The following is a 14,544-nucleotide window of genomic DNA, read 5'->3' as shown; positions in this document are numbered from 1 at the left end:
TGGCGCAGCGAATCGGTTGCTCTGACTATGCCACGGATGGGCTGCCTATGGGGACGGCCGCACCCCGGGGGCCCGGCCGCCTCTGTAGATAGGAGCCCGCGATTACGCTTTCGAGGTGCGGAACACAACGACCGTGAACAGGGCCATGGCGACAACCACCGTCAGGGATCCGACGATCGGCGCCGCCTCGAACGAGGTCCCCTTGAGCAGCACCGCTGCCACGCTGCCGGGAACAGGATGCCGCCGACGATGTGCAGCCAGCCCTGGATCTTCGCCAGCAGCATGGTGCCCGCGGCCGGCACCAGCCGGTAGTACAGGCCGAACAGGAACAACAGCACGCCGCCCACGAGGTTGAGATGCGCGTGCGCCGGTCCTAACGTGAAGTCGTGCTCGATACCCATGGCAATGCCCGCGAGCATTCCGAACAACAGGACGAGAACGCTCACGCACATCATCAGCGATCCGATCATCCAGGATTTCCTTTTTCTTGTGAGGGGGATGCCAGCCAGCCTGGACCGCAGGGGCCTTACGGGAAATCACGTTCGATCCCCGCCTTTGTGACTTGATGTCACGCAATCGGCCGGCTTACCTGTTCTTAGGCTGCGTGCCGCTACAAAGGTTCATTCGAGGTTCAACGGAGCGGAAGGCACTCGACGAGATGGAAGATATTACGCGGGCCCTGGCCGAATTCGTCCGCCATCACCAGGTCTGGGCCGCTCCGATCGTCATGCTGCTGGCGTTCGCTGAATCGCTCGCCTTCATTTCATTGCTGGTGCCCGCCTGGGGCGCGCTGGTTGCGATCGGCGCGTTGATCGGCGTCAGCGGCATCAGCTTCTGGCCGATCTGGATCGCCGGCGGCATTGGCGCCGCGCTCGGTGACTGGGTCTCCTATTGGTTCGGCTACCGCTACAAGGAGCAGGTCGCGCAGATGTGGCCGTTGTCGCGCTATCCGGAAATCCTGCCGCGCGGCGAGGCCTTCGTGAAGAGCTGGGGCGTGCCCAGCATCTTCATCGGCCGCTTCTTCGGCCCGCTGCGCGCCTCGGTGCCGCTGGCGGCCGGCATTTTCGAGATGTCGTACTGGCAATTCCAGGTCGCCAATTTCGTCTCCGCGCTGGTCTGGTCGGCCGCGCTGCTGCTGTTCGGCGACGTCATTGGCCAAGCTATCGAGTGGATGTGGCGGGCGGTGTAGTGCACCTCGGAATAACGCCCCGATGCAGGGGTTAGGCGGGAGAGCCGCGCTCGCGGTTCTGTCATCGCACGAGCATCGAGACGCTGATACAACTTCACCGCCGCAAGCGCGACATCCACCGATCGCATCACCGTTTCACTGGGAGTCATGATATGGAATTGACACGACGTCACGCTCTCGCCGGCGCTGCCGGCATCGCCGCCGCACCGTTATTATCAGCCGGTCCCGCGGCCGCCACGGCACCCGCCGCCGACAAGCAGGCGCCGAGCTTCTATCGCTACAAGGTCGGCGACATCACGGTCACCGCGGTGTCCGACGGCAAGAACGTCTTCAAGCTGGAAGACGCCTTCATTCCCAATGCGAAGCGGGACGAAATCAACGCGGCGCTGGAGAAGGCGTTCATGCCGCGCGACATGGTGACGATCTGGTTCGCGCCGCTGGTGCTCAACACCGGCGGCAAGCTCGTCGTGATCGACACCGGCAACGGCGCGCTGGCGAAGGCCAGCTCGAAGGGCGCCAACGGCCTGTTCGCCGACAATTTCGTCGCGGCCGGCTTCGACCCCAAGGCTGTCGACATGGTCGTGATCTCGCATTTCCATGGCGACCATGTGAACGGCCTCTTGACCGCCGAAGGCACGCCGGCATTCCCGAATGCCGAAGTGCTGGTGCCGGCGACCGAATGGAAGTTCTGGATGGACGACGGCGAGATGAGCCGGGCGCCGGCCGGCCGCATGCAGGGCCTGTTCAAGAACAACCGCAACATCTTCGAGGCCGGCCTGAAGAAGAAGGTCACGCCCTACGAATGGGGCAAGGAGATCGCGCCGGGCCTGACCTCGGTCGAAACCGTCGGCCATACGCCGGGCCACACCTCCTACGTGCTGGCCTCGGGCCCGGACAAGGTCTTCATCCAGTCCGACGTCACCAACAATCCGCTTTTGTTCGCGACCAATCCTGGCTGGCATGCCTTCTTCGACCAGGACGCCGACGTGGCGGAGAAGACCCGCCGCCGCGTCTACGACATGATCGTTGCGGAGCGGCTGCAGGTGCAAGGCTTCCACTATCCGTTCCCGGGCCTCGGCAACGTGGTGAAGGACGGCATAGGCTACCGGCTCGTGCCGGCGCCGTGGAATCCGGTGATCTGAACGGTTTTTCTTGACGACAAGAGGGCGCGGCCTTATAGCCGCGCCCATGATCAACGCCGCGACCATTATCATTGCCCGCCGCCGCCGCATTCTCGCGGTATGGGCGGTCGCTCGCGTTTAAGACCATCGCCTCTGCCGCCGGATCCTGTCCCGCGGCGCTCTCCTCAAAAAGACACGCGGTTCGATCTGGCGGCTCCTTCGTCATGCAGGAGCTTCGACCATGTATACGCCACCGCCTTTCAAGCCCGACCGTGCCGCAAGCCTCGCCTTTGCGGAAGCGCGCGGTTTTGGCTTGGCCTGCGCGTCGGACGGCACCAAGCCGATCGCCTCCGCGCTGCCGTTCTACCTGAGCTACGCCGCCGACGGCACACCGCGGGCGCTGTTTCATGTTGCCCGTCACAATCCGCTGGTAAAGCTGGCGGGCGGGGCGGCTTGCGAGGTGCCTTGGCTGCTGGCCGTCACCGGCGCGGATGCCTATGTGTCGCCGGACTGGTACGTTTCGCCCGACCAGGTGCCGACCTGGCTCTATCAGGCCGTGCATCTGACCGGGCCGGTGCGGATGTTGTCGGGTGAGGAACTTGCGGTTCAGATCGACGCGCTGAGCGCCAAGTTCGAGGACCGGCTGTTGCCGAAGAAGCCGTGGACGTCGGCTAAGATGACCGCCGCGCGGCTCGATGCCATGAAGAAGGCGATCGTGGGCCTTGAGATGACGGTGGAAGAGGTGGAGGGCAGCTTCAAGCTGAACCAGCACAAGTCCGAGACCGACTATGCGGCGGTCGCGGGCAACCTTGCCGCGCAGGCGAACGCCGGCGCGCAGCAGATCGCGCATCTGATGCGGCAGGCTAGGCCGGATGTCTTTGCTATCAAAACCAACGAGCTCGAAAGGAGCGTGCCATGACCCTCACCGACACCAACCAACCGAAAATCAAGAGCGGTGCGACCAAGGCCACCGTGTTCGTCGATGGCGCATCCGGCACCACTGGTCTCGGCATCCAGGAGCGGCTGCACGCGATCGGCGACGTCGCGGTGAAGCACATCGCCGAGGACAAGCGGAAGGATGCCGGTGCCAAGCGCGCGCTGATGGAGGAGGTGGATCTCGTGATCCTCTGCCTGCCCGACGAGGCCGCCAAGGAGACCGTCGCACTGATCGACACCATGGGCAATTCAGCGCCGAAAGTGCTCGACGCGTCGACGGCCTATCGGGTCGCGCCCGACTGGGCCTATGGCTTCGCCGAGCTCGCGCCTGACCAGGCCGACAAGATTCGCAACGCGAAAAAGGTCTCCAATCCGGGCTGCTATCCGACCGGCGCGATCGCGCTGCTGCGGCCGATCGTCGATGCCGGCCTGCTGCCGGCGGATTACCCCGTCACCGTCAACGCGGTGAGCGGCTATTCGGGCGGCGGCAAGTCGATGATCGCAAGCTTCGAGGACGGCTTGGCGCCGGCCTTCGAGCTCTATGGCCTCGGCTTCGAGCACAAGCACGTGCCGGAGATGCAACTGTATTCGCATCTGACGCGGCGGCCGATCTTCATCCCGTCGGTCGGCAACTACCGGCAGGGCATGCTGGTCTCGGTGCCGCTGCAGCTCGACGCGCTGCCGGGCAAGCCGACCGGTTCTGATCTGCAGGCTGTTTTGGCGAAGTGGTACGCCGGCAGCAAATACGTCTCGGTGATGCCGCTGCAGAACGAGGCCAGCAAGGGCGGAAAGATCGAGCCGGAGGCGCTCAACGAGACCAACCAGCTCGAGCTCTATGTCTTCGCCAGCGACAAGCACCATCAGGCGGTGCTGGTCGCCCGCCTCGACAATCTGGGCAAGGGTGCGTCGGGCGCTGCCGTGCAGAACATGCGGCTGATGCTCGGACTGGCCGACAGCTAACTGCGAGGCGCATCGTGGACGACGCCACGCTGCAATTCTACCGGCGCAATGCCGAGGCCTATGCCGGGTGGGCGAAAGCACCGTCCGCCCGGCTCAAGGGCTTTCTCGGCCTGTTGCCGAGAGGCGGCGCGATCCTCGAACTCGGCTGCGGCGCCGGCAATCATGCCGCGGTCATGCTCGCCGAAGGCTTTGTGCTGCGTGCGACCGATGGTTCACCCGAGATGGCCGAGGTCGCGGCGCGCCGCATCAATCATCCGGTCGAGGCGATGCTGTTCGACCAGCTCGACGATCTGGACGTCTATGACGGCGTCTGGGCCAGCGCGTGCCTGCTGCACGTGCCGCGCGACGAACTGGCCGGCATCATCAGCCGCATCCACCGGGCGCTGAAGTCCGGCGGTATCTTCTACGCGAGCTACAAGATCGGCCATGGCGATGGCCGCGACAGCATCGGCCGCTACTACAATTACCCCGCGGCCGACTGGCTGGCGGCGACCTACGCATCGTCAGGGGCGTGGACCCAAGTCTCGTCCGACACCAGCGAGGTCAAGAGTTTTGACGAGGCGCCCGCGACGATGCTGCATATCGTCGTGCGCAAGGGCTTAAGGAATAGCGCCGGCGCGACTAGAGCATGATCCGGAAAAGTGTGAAGCGGTTTTCCGAAGCGATCATGCTCAAGAAAAGAGTTGAAGCGCGATGACTTCATCGTGCTTCAGCACCGCGGCCGGCGCGAATTGATAGCTCAGACGATCTTGAAGATCGCGAGCGCGAGCACCGCTTGCGCGATGAAGCCGACCGTGAAGGCCAGGGTGCGGAACACCGGCAGGCCGAGCGTGTAGACGACCAGATGCGCGACGCGGGCCCAGAAATAGACGGCGCAGGCGAGCACGGTCCATTTGGTGGAATAGTCGGCGGCGTTGAGGATCAGGACCAGCGGCGCGAAGATCACGAGGTTCTCGACCGCGTTGTCGTGCGCGAACATCAGCCGGTTCGCCCATTCGGCGTGCGGCTTGTCGTTGCGCGAGGGATTGCCCATCGCGCCGGAGAGGCCGCGCACCTGGCAGCGGTTGATGATGTAGGGAACCCACAGCAGCCCGGTCAGGATCACCGTCAGCGACAGCCAGAACAGTTCGCGCGTCATCGTCTCCCCCTCACGTCAATTCGATTCCCGACCGTCGGGATCGCCTGTTTATAGCTGAGCGGGAGACCGCGCGCTACGCGCGGACACGGACATAGCTGCCCGGGGCGTCCTCGAGCGCCGGCATCCCGACCGTGCGCGCCGGCACCGTCTCAGGATCATGGCTCTCCAGCCAGCCGCGCCAATCGGGCCACCACGAGCCCTTGTGCTCCTCGGCGCCCTTTAGCCAGTCGGCGAGCTTGATGTCCTTGATGTTGTCGTTGGTCCAGTACTGGTACTTCTTCGACGCGGGCGGATTGACCACGCCGGCGATATGGCCGGAGCCGGACAGCACATATTTCACCGGGCCGCCGAAGAACTGCGAGCCGTACAGCACCGATTCCGCCGGCGCGATGTGATCTTCGCGTGCGGCGAGGTTGTAGACCGGCACCTTCACCTTCGACAGATCGAGCAGCGTGTTGTCGAGCACCATGGTGCCGGTCGACAGCCGGTTCTCCAGATAGCAGTTGCGCAGATAGTAGGAGTGGTTCGACGACGGCATCCGGGTCGCATCCGAATTCCAGTGCAGCAGGTCGAACGAGGAGGGCGACTGGCCCTTCAAATAGTTGTTCACGACATACGACCAGATCAGGTCGTTCGAGCGCAGCATGTTGAAGGCCATCGCCATCTTGCTGCCCTCGAGCACGCCGGATTCCTGCATGTCGCGTTCCAGCGCCGAGATCTGGTCCTCGTCGACGAATACCAGGAGGTCGCCGGCGTGGCTGAAGTCCACCTGCGCGGCAAAGAACGTCGCCGACGTCACGCGCTGGCGGCGCTTCTCGGCGAGGTAGGCGAGCGTTGAGGCGAGCAGGGTGCCGCCGACGCAATAGCCGGCGGTGTGCACCTTCAGCTCGCCGGTGGCCTTCTCGATCACGTCCATCGCGGTGAGCGGGCCTCCGGTCATGTAGTCGGCCCAGGTCTTCTTGCCGAGTTCCTTGTCCGGATTAACCCAGGAGATCACGAACACCGTGATGCCCTGGTCGACGCACCATTTGATGTAGGATTTCTCAGGGCGCAGATCGAGGATGTAGAACTTGTTGATCCACGGCGGCACGATCAGGAGCGGCGTACGCAGCACGTTCTCGGTCGCCGGCGAATACTGGATCAGCTGCATCAGCTCGTTCTGGTAGATCACCTTGCCCGGCGTCGTCGCCATATTGACGCCGACCTCGAGATTGGCCGAATCGGACTGGCGGATCCGCAGCGTGCCGTGGCCGGCCTCGATATCCTCGGCCAGCATCTTCATGCCGCGCACCAGATTGTCGCCGTTGCTCTCGACGGTGGCGCGCAGCACCTCCGGATTGGTCAGCACGAAATTCGACGGCGCCAGCGCGTTGCTGATCTGCTGGACATAGAACTCCGCCTTCTTGCGGGTATGCGGATCGATCCCGTCGGCGTCGTGAACCAGTTGCTGCGCCCATTTCGCGGTCAGCAGATAGAGCTGCAGGATGAAGTCGAAGAACTGGTTCGACTTCCACTCCGGATCCTGGAACCGCTTGTCGCGCGGTGCCGGCGTGATCGCGGGCTTGGCATCGGCTTCGCCGGCCATGCGGCGCACTGCCGCGCCCCAGAGATCGAGGTAGTCCTTGCCGAGCTGCATCTGCAGCGAAGAGGCGCGCTCCTTGTCGGACAGCCAGTATTCGGCGATCACGCTGAAGGTCTTGATGACCTCACCGAGCTCATTCGGCGGCTTGTCGCGGACTTCCCCGGTCTGGCGCGGCTTGAGATAGGCTGCAAGCGCCTGGCCGCTGCTCTCCATCGCCCGGGCGATGTTCATGGCGAAGGCTTCGGCGTTGAATTTCGGGGCGCCTTGGGTGTCGGTACTGACGTTGCTCATCTGAGGGACAATATCGCGTGGTTTGGAGGGCGTCATCGCGCGGTGCGGCAACGGGAATCGGTCAAAATCCAATGTTTCGCTCTGCTGCAGTGCGATAAAAAATTCTTTGTTCTGACATATTGAAGCCTCAGGGGTCGCATTTCCTGTTCCCGCTTTAAGCGTTTCGGGCGACAATGGTTTGAAACGCTAAAGCCGGGATTAACGCAGCGGGGACGTTGCAAAGCTCATACCAGTGCGACCCGTGTCGGCAACGTGCGACATGCGCGCTAGCTTGTTGGGGACATATCGGCACATGCCGATCGATTGGATGAAAAGGGCGCTCGCTGCAGCAGCGCTGCTCGCGTCGTTGACGGCGCTGAGCGGCTGCTCGAGCACGATTGCCGATATGACCATGCCGGCCGACGCACCGGCGCGGCCGAAGGATGCCACCGGCTACCTCCCGGTCCACGATCTGCCGCCCGACCGCGCCGATCCGACCATCAAGCCGGCGGATCAGGCCAAGATCGAGCAGGAGCTGATCGCCGCGCGCGAGCGCCAGGCGTCGGCGGCAGCCCAGAGCGGGACGGCAGCCCCAAGCGCGACAACAGCCCAGAGCGGGAAGTAGGCGTTCCAGGTGGCCGATCAGCGCTGGCGCCGCCCGGTGTCCGTGCTAAAAGAACCTCAATTCAACCGCATATCCGGCCGTAGCCTTCAGATCGTGCGCCTGAATTCGCTCTAAGTTATTGATTTGGCGCGACTTCCGTAAGAGCCCGAGCAGGCTTCGGCATCGATCCAAAGGGCGTCGATTCTGGCATTGGGGTTGTCGGAGCAAGGGTCCCATGGAAGATTTTTACCGCATTCGCCGTCTGCCGCCTTATGTCTTCGAGAAGGTCAACCAGGCCAAGGCGGCCGCGCGCAACGCCGGGGCCGACATCATCGACATGGGCATGGGGAACCCGGACCTGCCGACCCCGCCGCATGTGATCGAGAAGCTGAAGGAGACGCTGGGCAAGCCGCGGACCGACCGCTACTCGGCCTCGCGCGGAATCAACGGCCTGCGCAAGGCCCAGGCCGCCTATTATGCCCGCCGTTTCGGCGTCAAGCTCAACCCCGATAGCCAGGTCGTGGCCACCCTCGGCTCCAAGGAGGGGTTTGCCAACGTCGCGCAGGCGATCACCGCGCCCGGCGACGTCGTGCTGTGCCCCAATCCGAGCTATCCGATCCATGCCTTCGGCTTCCTGATGGCGGGCGGCGTGATCCGCTCGGTGCCGTCGGAGCCGACGCCGCAGTTCTTCGAGGCGGTCGAGCGGGCCATCATTCATTCGATCCCGAAGCCGATCGCGCTGATCGTCTGCTATCCGTCGAACCCGACCGCCTATGTCGCGGACCTCGACTTCTACAGGGATCTCGTCGCCTTCGCGAAGAAGCACGACATCTTCATCCTGTCCGATCTCGCCTACGCCGAAGTCTATTTCGACGAGAACAATCCGCCGCCATCGGTGCTGCAGGTGCCCGGCGCGATCGATGTCACCGTCGAGTTCACCTCGATGTCGAAGACGTTCTCGATGGCCGGCTGGCGCATGGGCTTTGCGGTCGGCAATGAGCGCATCATCGCAGCACTGGCGCGGGTCAAATCCTATCTCGATTACGGCGCCTTCACGCCGGTCCAGGTGGCGGCGACCGCCGCGCTCAACGGCCCTGACGACTGCATCCGCGAGATGCGCGACACCTACCGCAAGCGCCGCGATGCGCTGGTCGAGTCGTTTGGCCGCGCCGGCTGGGAGATTCCGCCGCCGCAGGCCTCGATGTTCGCCTGGGCGCCGCTGCCCAAGGCGTTCGAGGCGGTCGGCAGCATGCAGTTCGCAACCCTGATGGTGGAGAAATCCGGCGTCGTGGTGTCGCCCGGCGTGGCGTTCGGCGAGCACGGCGAAGGCTATGTCCGCATCGCGATGGTGGAGAACGAGCAGCGTATCCGGCAGGCCGCGCGTGGCGTGCGCCGCTTCCTTGAAAGCGGCATCGAAACGTTGCACAACGTCGTTCCTCTCGCCAACCGGCGTTAATCCTTCCAGGTTGCTTAATCTCATGGTCGCACCCCTGAACGTGGGCATAGCGGGGCTCGGCACCGTCGGTGCCGATGTCGTCCGCCTCATCGAAACGCAAGGACGGGCGCTGGCCGAGCGCAGCGGCCGCGGCATTCGCGTCGTCGCCGTCACGGCGCGCTCGAAGGCCAAGAAGCGCGGCCTCGACCTGCGCGGCATCGCGTGGGCGAAGAGCCCCGAGGCGCTGGCCGAGGATCCCAATATCGACTGCTTCGTCGAATTGATGGGCGGCGCCGGCGATCCCGCGCTCTCGGCGATCGAGACGGCGCTGAAGGCCGGCAAGTCGGTGGTCACCGCCAACAAGGCGCTGATCGCCAAGCACGGCCTGCGTCTCGCCACAGCCGCCGAGAAGCACGGCGGCGCGCTGAATTTCGAGGCGGCGGTCGGTGCGGCGATCCCGGTCATCAAAACGCTGCGCGAGGGCCTCGCCGGAACCAGCGTCAACCGCGTCTATGGCATCCTCAACGGCACCTGCAATTACATCCTGACGCGGATGGAGCAGGAGGGATTGTCGTTCGAGGAATGCCTGAAGGACGCCCAGCGTCTAGGCTATGCCGAAGCCAACCCGTCGTTCGACGTCGATGGTCACGACACCGCGCAGAAGCTGGCGATCCTGGCGAGCCTCGCCTTCGGAACCAAGGTCGCGGAAAGCGCGGTCTATGTCGAAGGCATCTCCTCGATCACGCCGGAAGACCTCAAGGCGGCCGCGGAACTCGGCTACCGGGTCAAGCTGCTCGGCGTCGCCGTGCGCACGGCAAAGGGCATTGAGCAGCGCGTACATCCGACCATGGTGCCGAAATCATCCCCGATCGCGCAGGTGATGGGCGTCACCAATGCGGTTGCGATCGACGGCGAGGGCATTCCGCCGATCACGCTGGTCGGTCCGGGCGCCGGTGGCGGCGCGACCGCCTCGGCCGTGGTCGCCGACATCGCCGACGTGGCGCGCGGCATCCGCGCCAAGCCGTTCGGCCGTCCCGTCGAGCGGTTGCGCGACACCGTCAAGGCGCCGATGGAGCGCCATGAGGGTGGCTATTATATCCGCCTGATGGCGCGCGATCTTGCAGGCACTGCCGCAACAATCGCCACCCGGCTTGCGGAACAGAAGATATCCCTGGAATCCATCGTGCAGCGGCATCCGGATGGCGTCGATGTGAACGGTGCGGCCAAAAAACCTTCACCGGTCCCGGTCATTCTGATTACCTATGCGACCAGCGAGGATGCGGTGCATCGCGCGCTGGCCGCAGTGCAACGCGATAAGGTCATCAGCGGCCGGCCGCAGGTGATCCGGATCGAGAAAAACTAGCGCATGGCCTGAACGGGTCGGGCGTGAGACGATTGATGCGGGCAGGCTGGCCTGTCCCCGAGGCTTAAGGAGTACGCTGATGTCGACCCATATTTCCGTTCCGCCGCAAATGTTGCTTGAGCGCATCCTGACGCTCGAAATCGTGCGGGTGACGGAGCGCGCGGCGGTGTCTGCCGCGCGGCTGCGCGGCCATGGCCAGGAGAAGGCCGCCGACAAGGCCGCGGTCGACGCCATGCGGCGCGAGCTCAACAAGCTGCCGATCGAGGGCACGGTCGTGATCGGCGAGGGCGAGCGCGACGAGGCGCCGATGCTGTTCATCGGCGAGAAGGTCGGCCTCAATGCCGGTCCCAAGGTCGACATCGCGGTCGATCCGCTCGAAGGCACCACGCTGTGCGCCAAGAACATGCCGGGCTCGATCGCCACCATGGCGATGGCCGACGGCGGCACGCTACTGCACGCGCCCGACGTCTATATGCAGAAGATCGCGATCGGTCCCGGCTACGCCAAGAACGTGATCGAGCTCGACGCGCCGCCGGCCGACAATGTCCGCCGCCTCGCCAAGGCCAAGGGCGTCGATCCCACCGCCATCAACGTGCTGGTGCTCGACCGTCCGCGCCATGCCGACATCATCAACAGCGTGCGCTCGACGGGCGCTGCGGTGCAGCTGATCACCGACGGCGACGTCGCCGGCGTCATTCACTGTGCCAAGCCCGATGAGACCGGCGTCGACATGTATATCGGCACCGGCGGCGCGCCCGAGGGCGTGCTCGCGGCGGTCGCGCTGCGCTGCATCGGCGGTCAGATGCAGTGCCGCCTGATCCTCGACACCGAGGAGAAGCGCGAGCGCGCGCACAAGATGGGCGTCATCGATCCGAAGATGATCTACGGCATCGAGGATATGGCCAAGGGCGACTGCCTGTTCGCCGCCACCGGCGTCACCACCGGCTCGCTGCTGACGGGCGTGAAGTTCAAGAAGGACGTGATCGAGACCGAGACGGTCGTGATGCGCTCGGTCACCGGCACCGTGCGCTACATCAAGGCCGAGCATCGGCAGCTGGAGAAATTCCACCTGGATTGAGCAGACACCGTCATTCCGGGATGGTCCGAAGGACCAGACCACAGATGCGCAATTGCGCATCGGGGAATCTCGAGGTTCCGGGTCTGGTGCTTACGCACCATCCCGGAACGACGGGATAAACAACAAGAAAAAGGGAGACGAGCATGTCTGATCTGTCCGGCGTCAAGGCACTGGTGTTCGACGTGTTCGGAACCGTCGTCGACTGGCGCACCAGCCTGATCAACGATTTCACCAAATGGGGCGAGACGCGGGGGATCAAGGCTGACTGGACCGCGCTGGTCGATGGCTGGCGCGCTGTCTATGCGGCCTCGATGGACGAGGTGCGCAAGAACCCGCAGAACGGCTACGTCATCCTCGACGTGCTGCACCGCCGCTCGCTGGAGAAGCTGGTCGCGCAATTCGACGTCAAGGGGCTGACCGAGGCCGACCTGCAGCATTTGACGCTGGGCTGGCATCGCCTGCACGGTTGGCCCGACAGCGTCGCCGGCCTGACCCGGCTGAAGACCAAATACATCATCTCGCCGCTCTCGAATGGCAACGTCGCGCTGCTCACCAACATGGCGAAGTTCGCAGGTCTGCCGTGGGATCTGGTCATGTCCGCCGAGCTGTTCGAGCATTACAAGCCAGATCCGGAAACCTATCTGGGCGCCGCAAAACTGCTCTGCCTGCCGCCGGAGCAGGTGATGATGGTCGCCGCGCACAATTACGATCTGAAGCATGCGCAGAAGCACGGCCTCAAGACTGCCTTCGTGGCGCGGCCGGCCGAATACGGACCCCTGCAGAAATACGATTTCGAGGCCACCGGCGAATGGGACATCGTGGCCAAGGATTTCGGGGAAATCGCCACCCGGATGGGCTGCTAGAACTGGTCTGCGAATCATCGAAGCGCTACGATTCCTGGCTGGAGCGTCGGTTCTGATTTGGGTCGGAACCGGAGCCCTAGATTTGTTTTGACGCGTTTTCTTCACGCGAACCGCTGCCCGCTTCGCTCGAAATCGCTCTGGCTCCAGAAGGGATCATGACGCTGCACGCATCCGCATTGCCCGTCGAGGCGCCGCCGGCGTTCCTCGGCGTGACGCGGTCGTTGACCGGAAAGCTCTGGCGCGACCGGCTGGATGCGCGCGGGGCGGCGCGGGTGCTTGCGATGGTCCAGCGCCACAATCTGCCGGAGATGCTGGCGCGCGTGCTGGCCGGGCGCGACGTCGGGATCGACGATGTCGCCGACTTCCTCGACCCGACCATCCGCAAGCTGATGCCGGATCCCCACACGGTCACCGAGATGGAGCTTGCCGCCAAGCGCATCGCGGATGCCGCGGTACGCGGCGAGAAGGTCGCGATCTTCGGCGACTATGACGTCGACGGCGCGACCTCGGCGGCGCTGCTGACCTGGCATCTGCGCCATTGCGGGCTGGATCCCCTGATCCATATTCCCGACCGCATCTTCGAAGGCTACGGTCCGAACGTCGACGCTGTCCGCGCGCTGGCCGCCAAGGGCGCGACGCTGCTGGTCACGGTCGATTGCGGCACCACCAGCATCGAGCCGCTGGCGGAGGCGAAGAAGCTCGGCATGTCGGTGGTGGTGATCGATCATCACCAGACCGGCGATGAGTTGCCTGAGGTGGACGCGCTGGTGAATCCGAACCGGCCCGACGATCTCTCGGGCCTCGGTCACCTCGCGGCCGTCGGGCTCGTGCTGGTGACATTGGTCGCGGTCAATCGCGAACTGCGCCAGCGCGGCTTCTGGAGCGGCGAAATGCCGGAGCCGGACCTGCTCAGCATGCTGCATCATGTCGCGCTCGGCACCGTCGCCGACGTCGCGCCGCTGATCGGGCTCAACCGCGCCTTCGTCGCCAAGGGCCTGATCGCGATGCGCCGCCGCGACCATGTCGGCCACACCGCGCTGATGGACGTGGCGCGGCTCAACGGCCCGCCGGAGGCCTGGCATCTCGGCTTCATGCTGGGGCCGCGCATCAATGCCGGCGGCCGCATCGGGCGCGCCGATCTCGGCGTGCGGCTGTTGCTCGAGGGCGATGTCTCGGAGGCCGCGCGCATCGCGGCCGAACTCGACCGCCTCAACGCCGAGCGGCGCGTGATCGAGCAGGCCGCCGAGGCGCAGGCCGAAGCCGAGGCTCTGGCCTCGCTCGGGCTCGAGGACAAGGGCGCGGTGATCGTCACCGCCACCGAGGGCTGGCATCCCGGCGTGGTTGGGCTGGTCGCGGCGCGGCTGAAGGAGAAGTTCGCGCGTCCCGCGTTTGCGATCGCGCTTGAGCCGGGCGGCATCGGCACCGGATCGGGCCGCTCGATCGGCGGCGTCGATCTCGGCAAGGCGGTGCGGCAGGCGGTGCATGACGGCCTCTTGATGAAGGGCGGCGGCCACGCGATGGCGGCCGGCGTCACGCTGCGCAAGGAGAAGCTCGCCGAATTCCGCGCCTACATGGAAAGCGCGCTGGCGGCCGACGTCGCCAACTCGCGTCACGAGAACGAGCTGTTCATCGATGGTGCGGTGACGGCGCGCGCGGTGACGCCGGAATTTGCCGCGACGCTCAATCGCGCCGGCCCGTTCGGCAGCGCCAATCCCGAGCCGGTGATCGCGCTGCCGTCGCATCAGCTGGTCTATGCCGACGAGGTCGGGCAGGCGCATTTGCGGCTGCGCTTCAAGTCCGGCGACGGTTCGATCGTCAACGCTATCGCATTCCGCTCCGTCGGACAGAAGCTCGGCAGCGCCTTGACGCAAAATCGCGGCCAGCAATTGCACGTGGCAGGCTCTCTCGCAGTCGACCGTTGGCAAGGCACCGAACGTGTGCAATTCCGTGTGCTCGACGTCGCGGTGCCGGATCAGGGCCCGACGGTGATCCGATAAGAAACGTT

General features: G+C 64.8%; 14 protein-coding genes. 11 read left to right on the top strand and 3 right to left on the bottom strand.

The features are described 5' to 3' along the window. Positions 1-161: 161 nt before the first annotated feature. Entirely contained in the window at positions 162-470 is a 309-nt protein-coding gene (locus K359_RS53800; RefSeq protein ID WP_245284808.1) for a hypothetical protein, read from the bottom strand. 188 nt (positions 471-658) lie between these two features. On the opposite strand from K359_RS53800, the gene K359_RS0134355 reads away from it, so the two are divergent. From K359_RS0134355 to K359_RS53795, 5 genes are all read left to right on the top strand, one after another. Next, positions 659-1,189 carry a DedA family protein gene (locus K359_RS0134355; RefSeq protein WP_029083363.1) on the top strand — a complete coding sequence of 177 codons (531 nt, stop codon included), beginning with the start codon at positions 659-661 and terminating at the stop codon, positions 1,187-1,189. A 152-nt stretch (positions 1,190-1,341) separates the two neighbouring features. Further along, complete coding sequence (locus K359_RS0134350) at positions 1,342-2,331, top strand: MBL fold metallo-hydrolase (protein WP_029083362.1); 990 nt, start codon at positions 1,342-1,344, stop codon at positions 2,329-2,331. A gap of 220 nt (positions 2,332-2,551) precedes the next feature. Continuing rightward, entirely contained in the window at positions 2,552-3,229 is a 678-nt protein-coding gene (locus tag K359_RS0134345; protein WP_029083361.1) for an FMN-binding negative transcriptional regulator, read from the top strand. Then, positions 3,226-4,206 (top strand): N-acetyl-gamma-glutamyl-phosphate reductase, encoded by a 981-nt coding sequence (argC, locus tag K359_RS0134340; RefSeq protein ID WP_029083360.1) that lies wholly within the window; start codon positions 3,226-3,228, stop codon positions 4,204-4,206. Before K359_RS0134345 ends, argC begins: the two co-directional genes overlap by 4 nt. A gap of 14 nt (positions 4,207-4,220) precedes the next feature. After that, positions 4,221-4,838: a bifunctional 2-polyprenyl-6-hydroxyphenol methylase/3-demethylubiquinol 3-O-methyltransferase UbiG gene (locus tag K359_RS53795; protein WP_051346564.1), complete on the top strand. Its 618-nt coding sequence runs from the start codon at positions 4,221-4,223 to the stop codon at positions 4,836-4,838. Positions 4,839-4,945: 107 nt separating this feature from the next. Here K359_RS53795 and K359_RS0134330 read toward each other — a convergent pair whose 3' ends face one another. Both K359_RS0134330 and K359_RS0134325 read right to left on the bottom strand, forming a co-directional pair. Next, on the bottom strand, positions 4,946-5,344 hold the full coding sequence (locus tag K359_RS0134330; RefSeq protein WP_029083359.1) for an MAPEG family protein: 399 nt from the start codon (positions 5,342-5,344) through the stop codon (positions 4,946-4,948). Positions 5,345-5,417: 73 nt separating this feature from the next. Continuing rightward, positions 5,418-7,217: an alpha/beta hydrolase gene (locus tag K359_RS0134325; RefSeq protein WP_029083358.1), complete on the bottom strand. Its 1,800-nt coding sequence runs from the start codon at positions 7,215-7,217 to the stop codon at positions 5,418-5,420. 292 nt (positions 7,218-7,509) lie between these two features. Here K359_RS0134325 and K359_RS0134320 point away from each other — a divergent pair, with 292 nt between their 5' ends. The 6 genes from K359_RS0134320 (at position 7,510) to recJ (ending at position 14,536) form a co-directional block, all read left to right on the top strand. Then, complete coding sequence (locus K359_RS0134320; RefSeq protein WP_051346563.1) at positions 7,510-7,821, top strand: hypothetical protein; 312 nt, start codon at positions 7,510-7,512, stop codon at positions 7,819-7,821. Positions 7,822-8,035: 214 nt separating this feature from the next. Continuing rightward, positions 8,036-9,256: an LL-diaminopimelate aminotransferase gene (locus K359_RS0134315; RefSeq protein ID WP_029083356.1), complete on the top strand. Its 1,221-nt coding sequence runs from the start codon at positions 8,036-8,038 to the stop codon at positions 9,254-9,256. 22 nt (positions 9,257-9,278) lie between these two features. Next, positions 9,279-10,598, top strand: a complete 1,320-nt coding sequence (locus K359_RS0134310; RefSeq protein ID WP_029083355.1) for a homoserine dehydrogenase — start codon at positions 9,279-9,281, stop codon at positions 10,596-10,598. 79 nt (positions 10,599-10,677) lie between these two features. After that, on the top strand, positions 10,678-11,676 hold the full coding sequence (gene glpX / locus K359_RS0134305) for a class II fructose-bisphosphatase (RefSeq protein WP_029083354.1): 999 nt from the start codon (positions 10,678-10,680) through the stop codon (positions 11,674-11,676). A gap of 143 nt (positions 11,677-11,819) precedes the next feature. Next, the gene (locus K359_RS0134300) at positions 11,820-12,539 is read left to right on the top strand and encodes a haloacid dehalogenase type II (protein WP_029083353.1); all 720 of its coding nucleotides are present in this window, start codon (positions 11,820-11,822) and stop codon (positions 12,537-12,539) included. A 155-nt stretch (positions 12,540-12,694) separates the two neighbouring features. Then, positions 12,695-14,536, top strand: a complete 1,842-nt coding sequence (recJ, locus tag K359_RS0134295) for a single-stranded-DNA-specific exonuclease RecJ (RefSeq protein ID WP_029083352.1) — start codon at positions 12,695-12,697, stop codon at positions 14,534-14,536. Positions 14,537-14,544 lie beyond the last annotated feature (8 nt).

The organism is Bradyrhizobium sp. th-b2 (assembly GCF_000426785.1).
GTDB lineage: Bacteria > Pseudomonadota > Alphaproteobacteria > Rhizobiales > Xanthobacteraceae > Bradyrhizobium > Bradyrhizobium septentrionale.
This window is presented reverse-complemented; position numbering and strand designations above follow the sequence as displayed.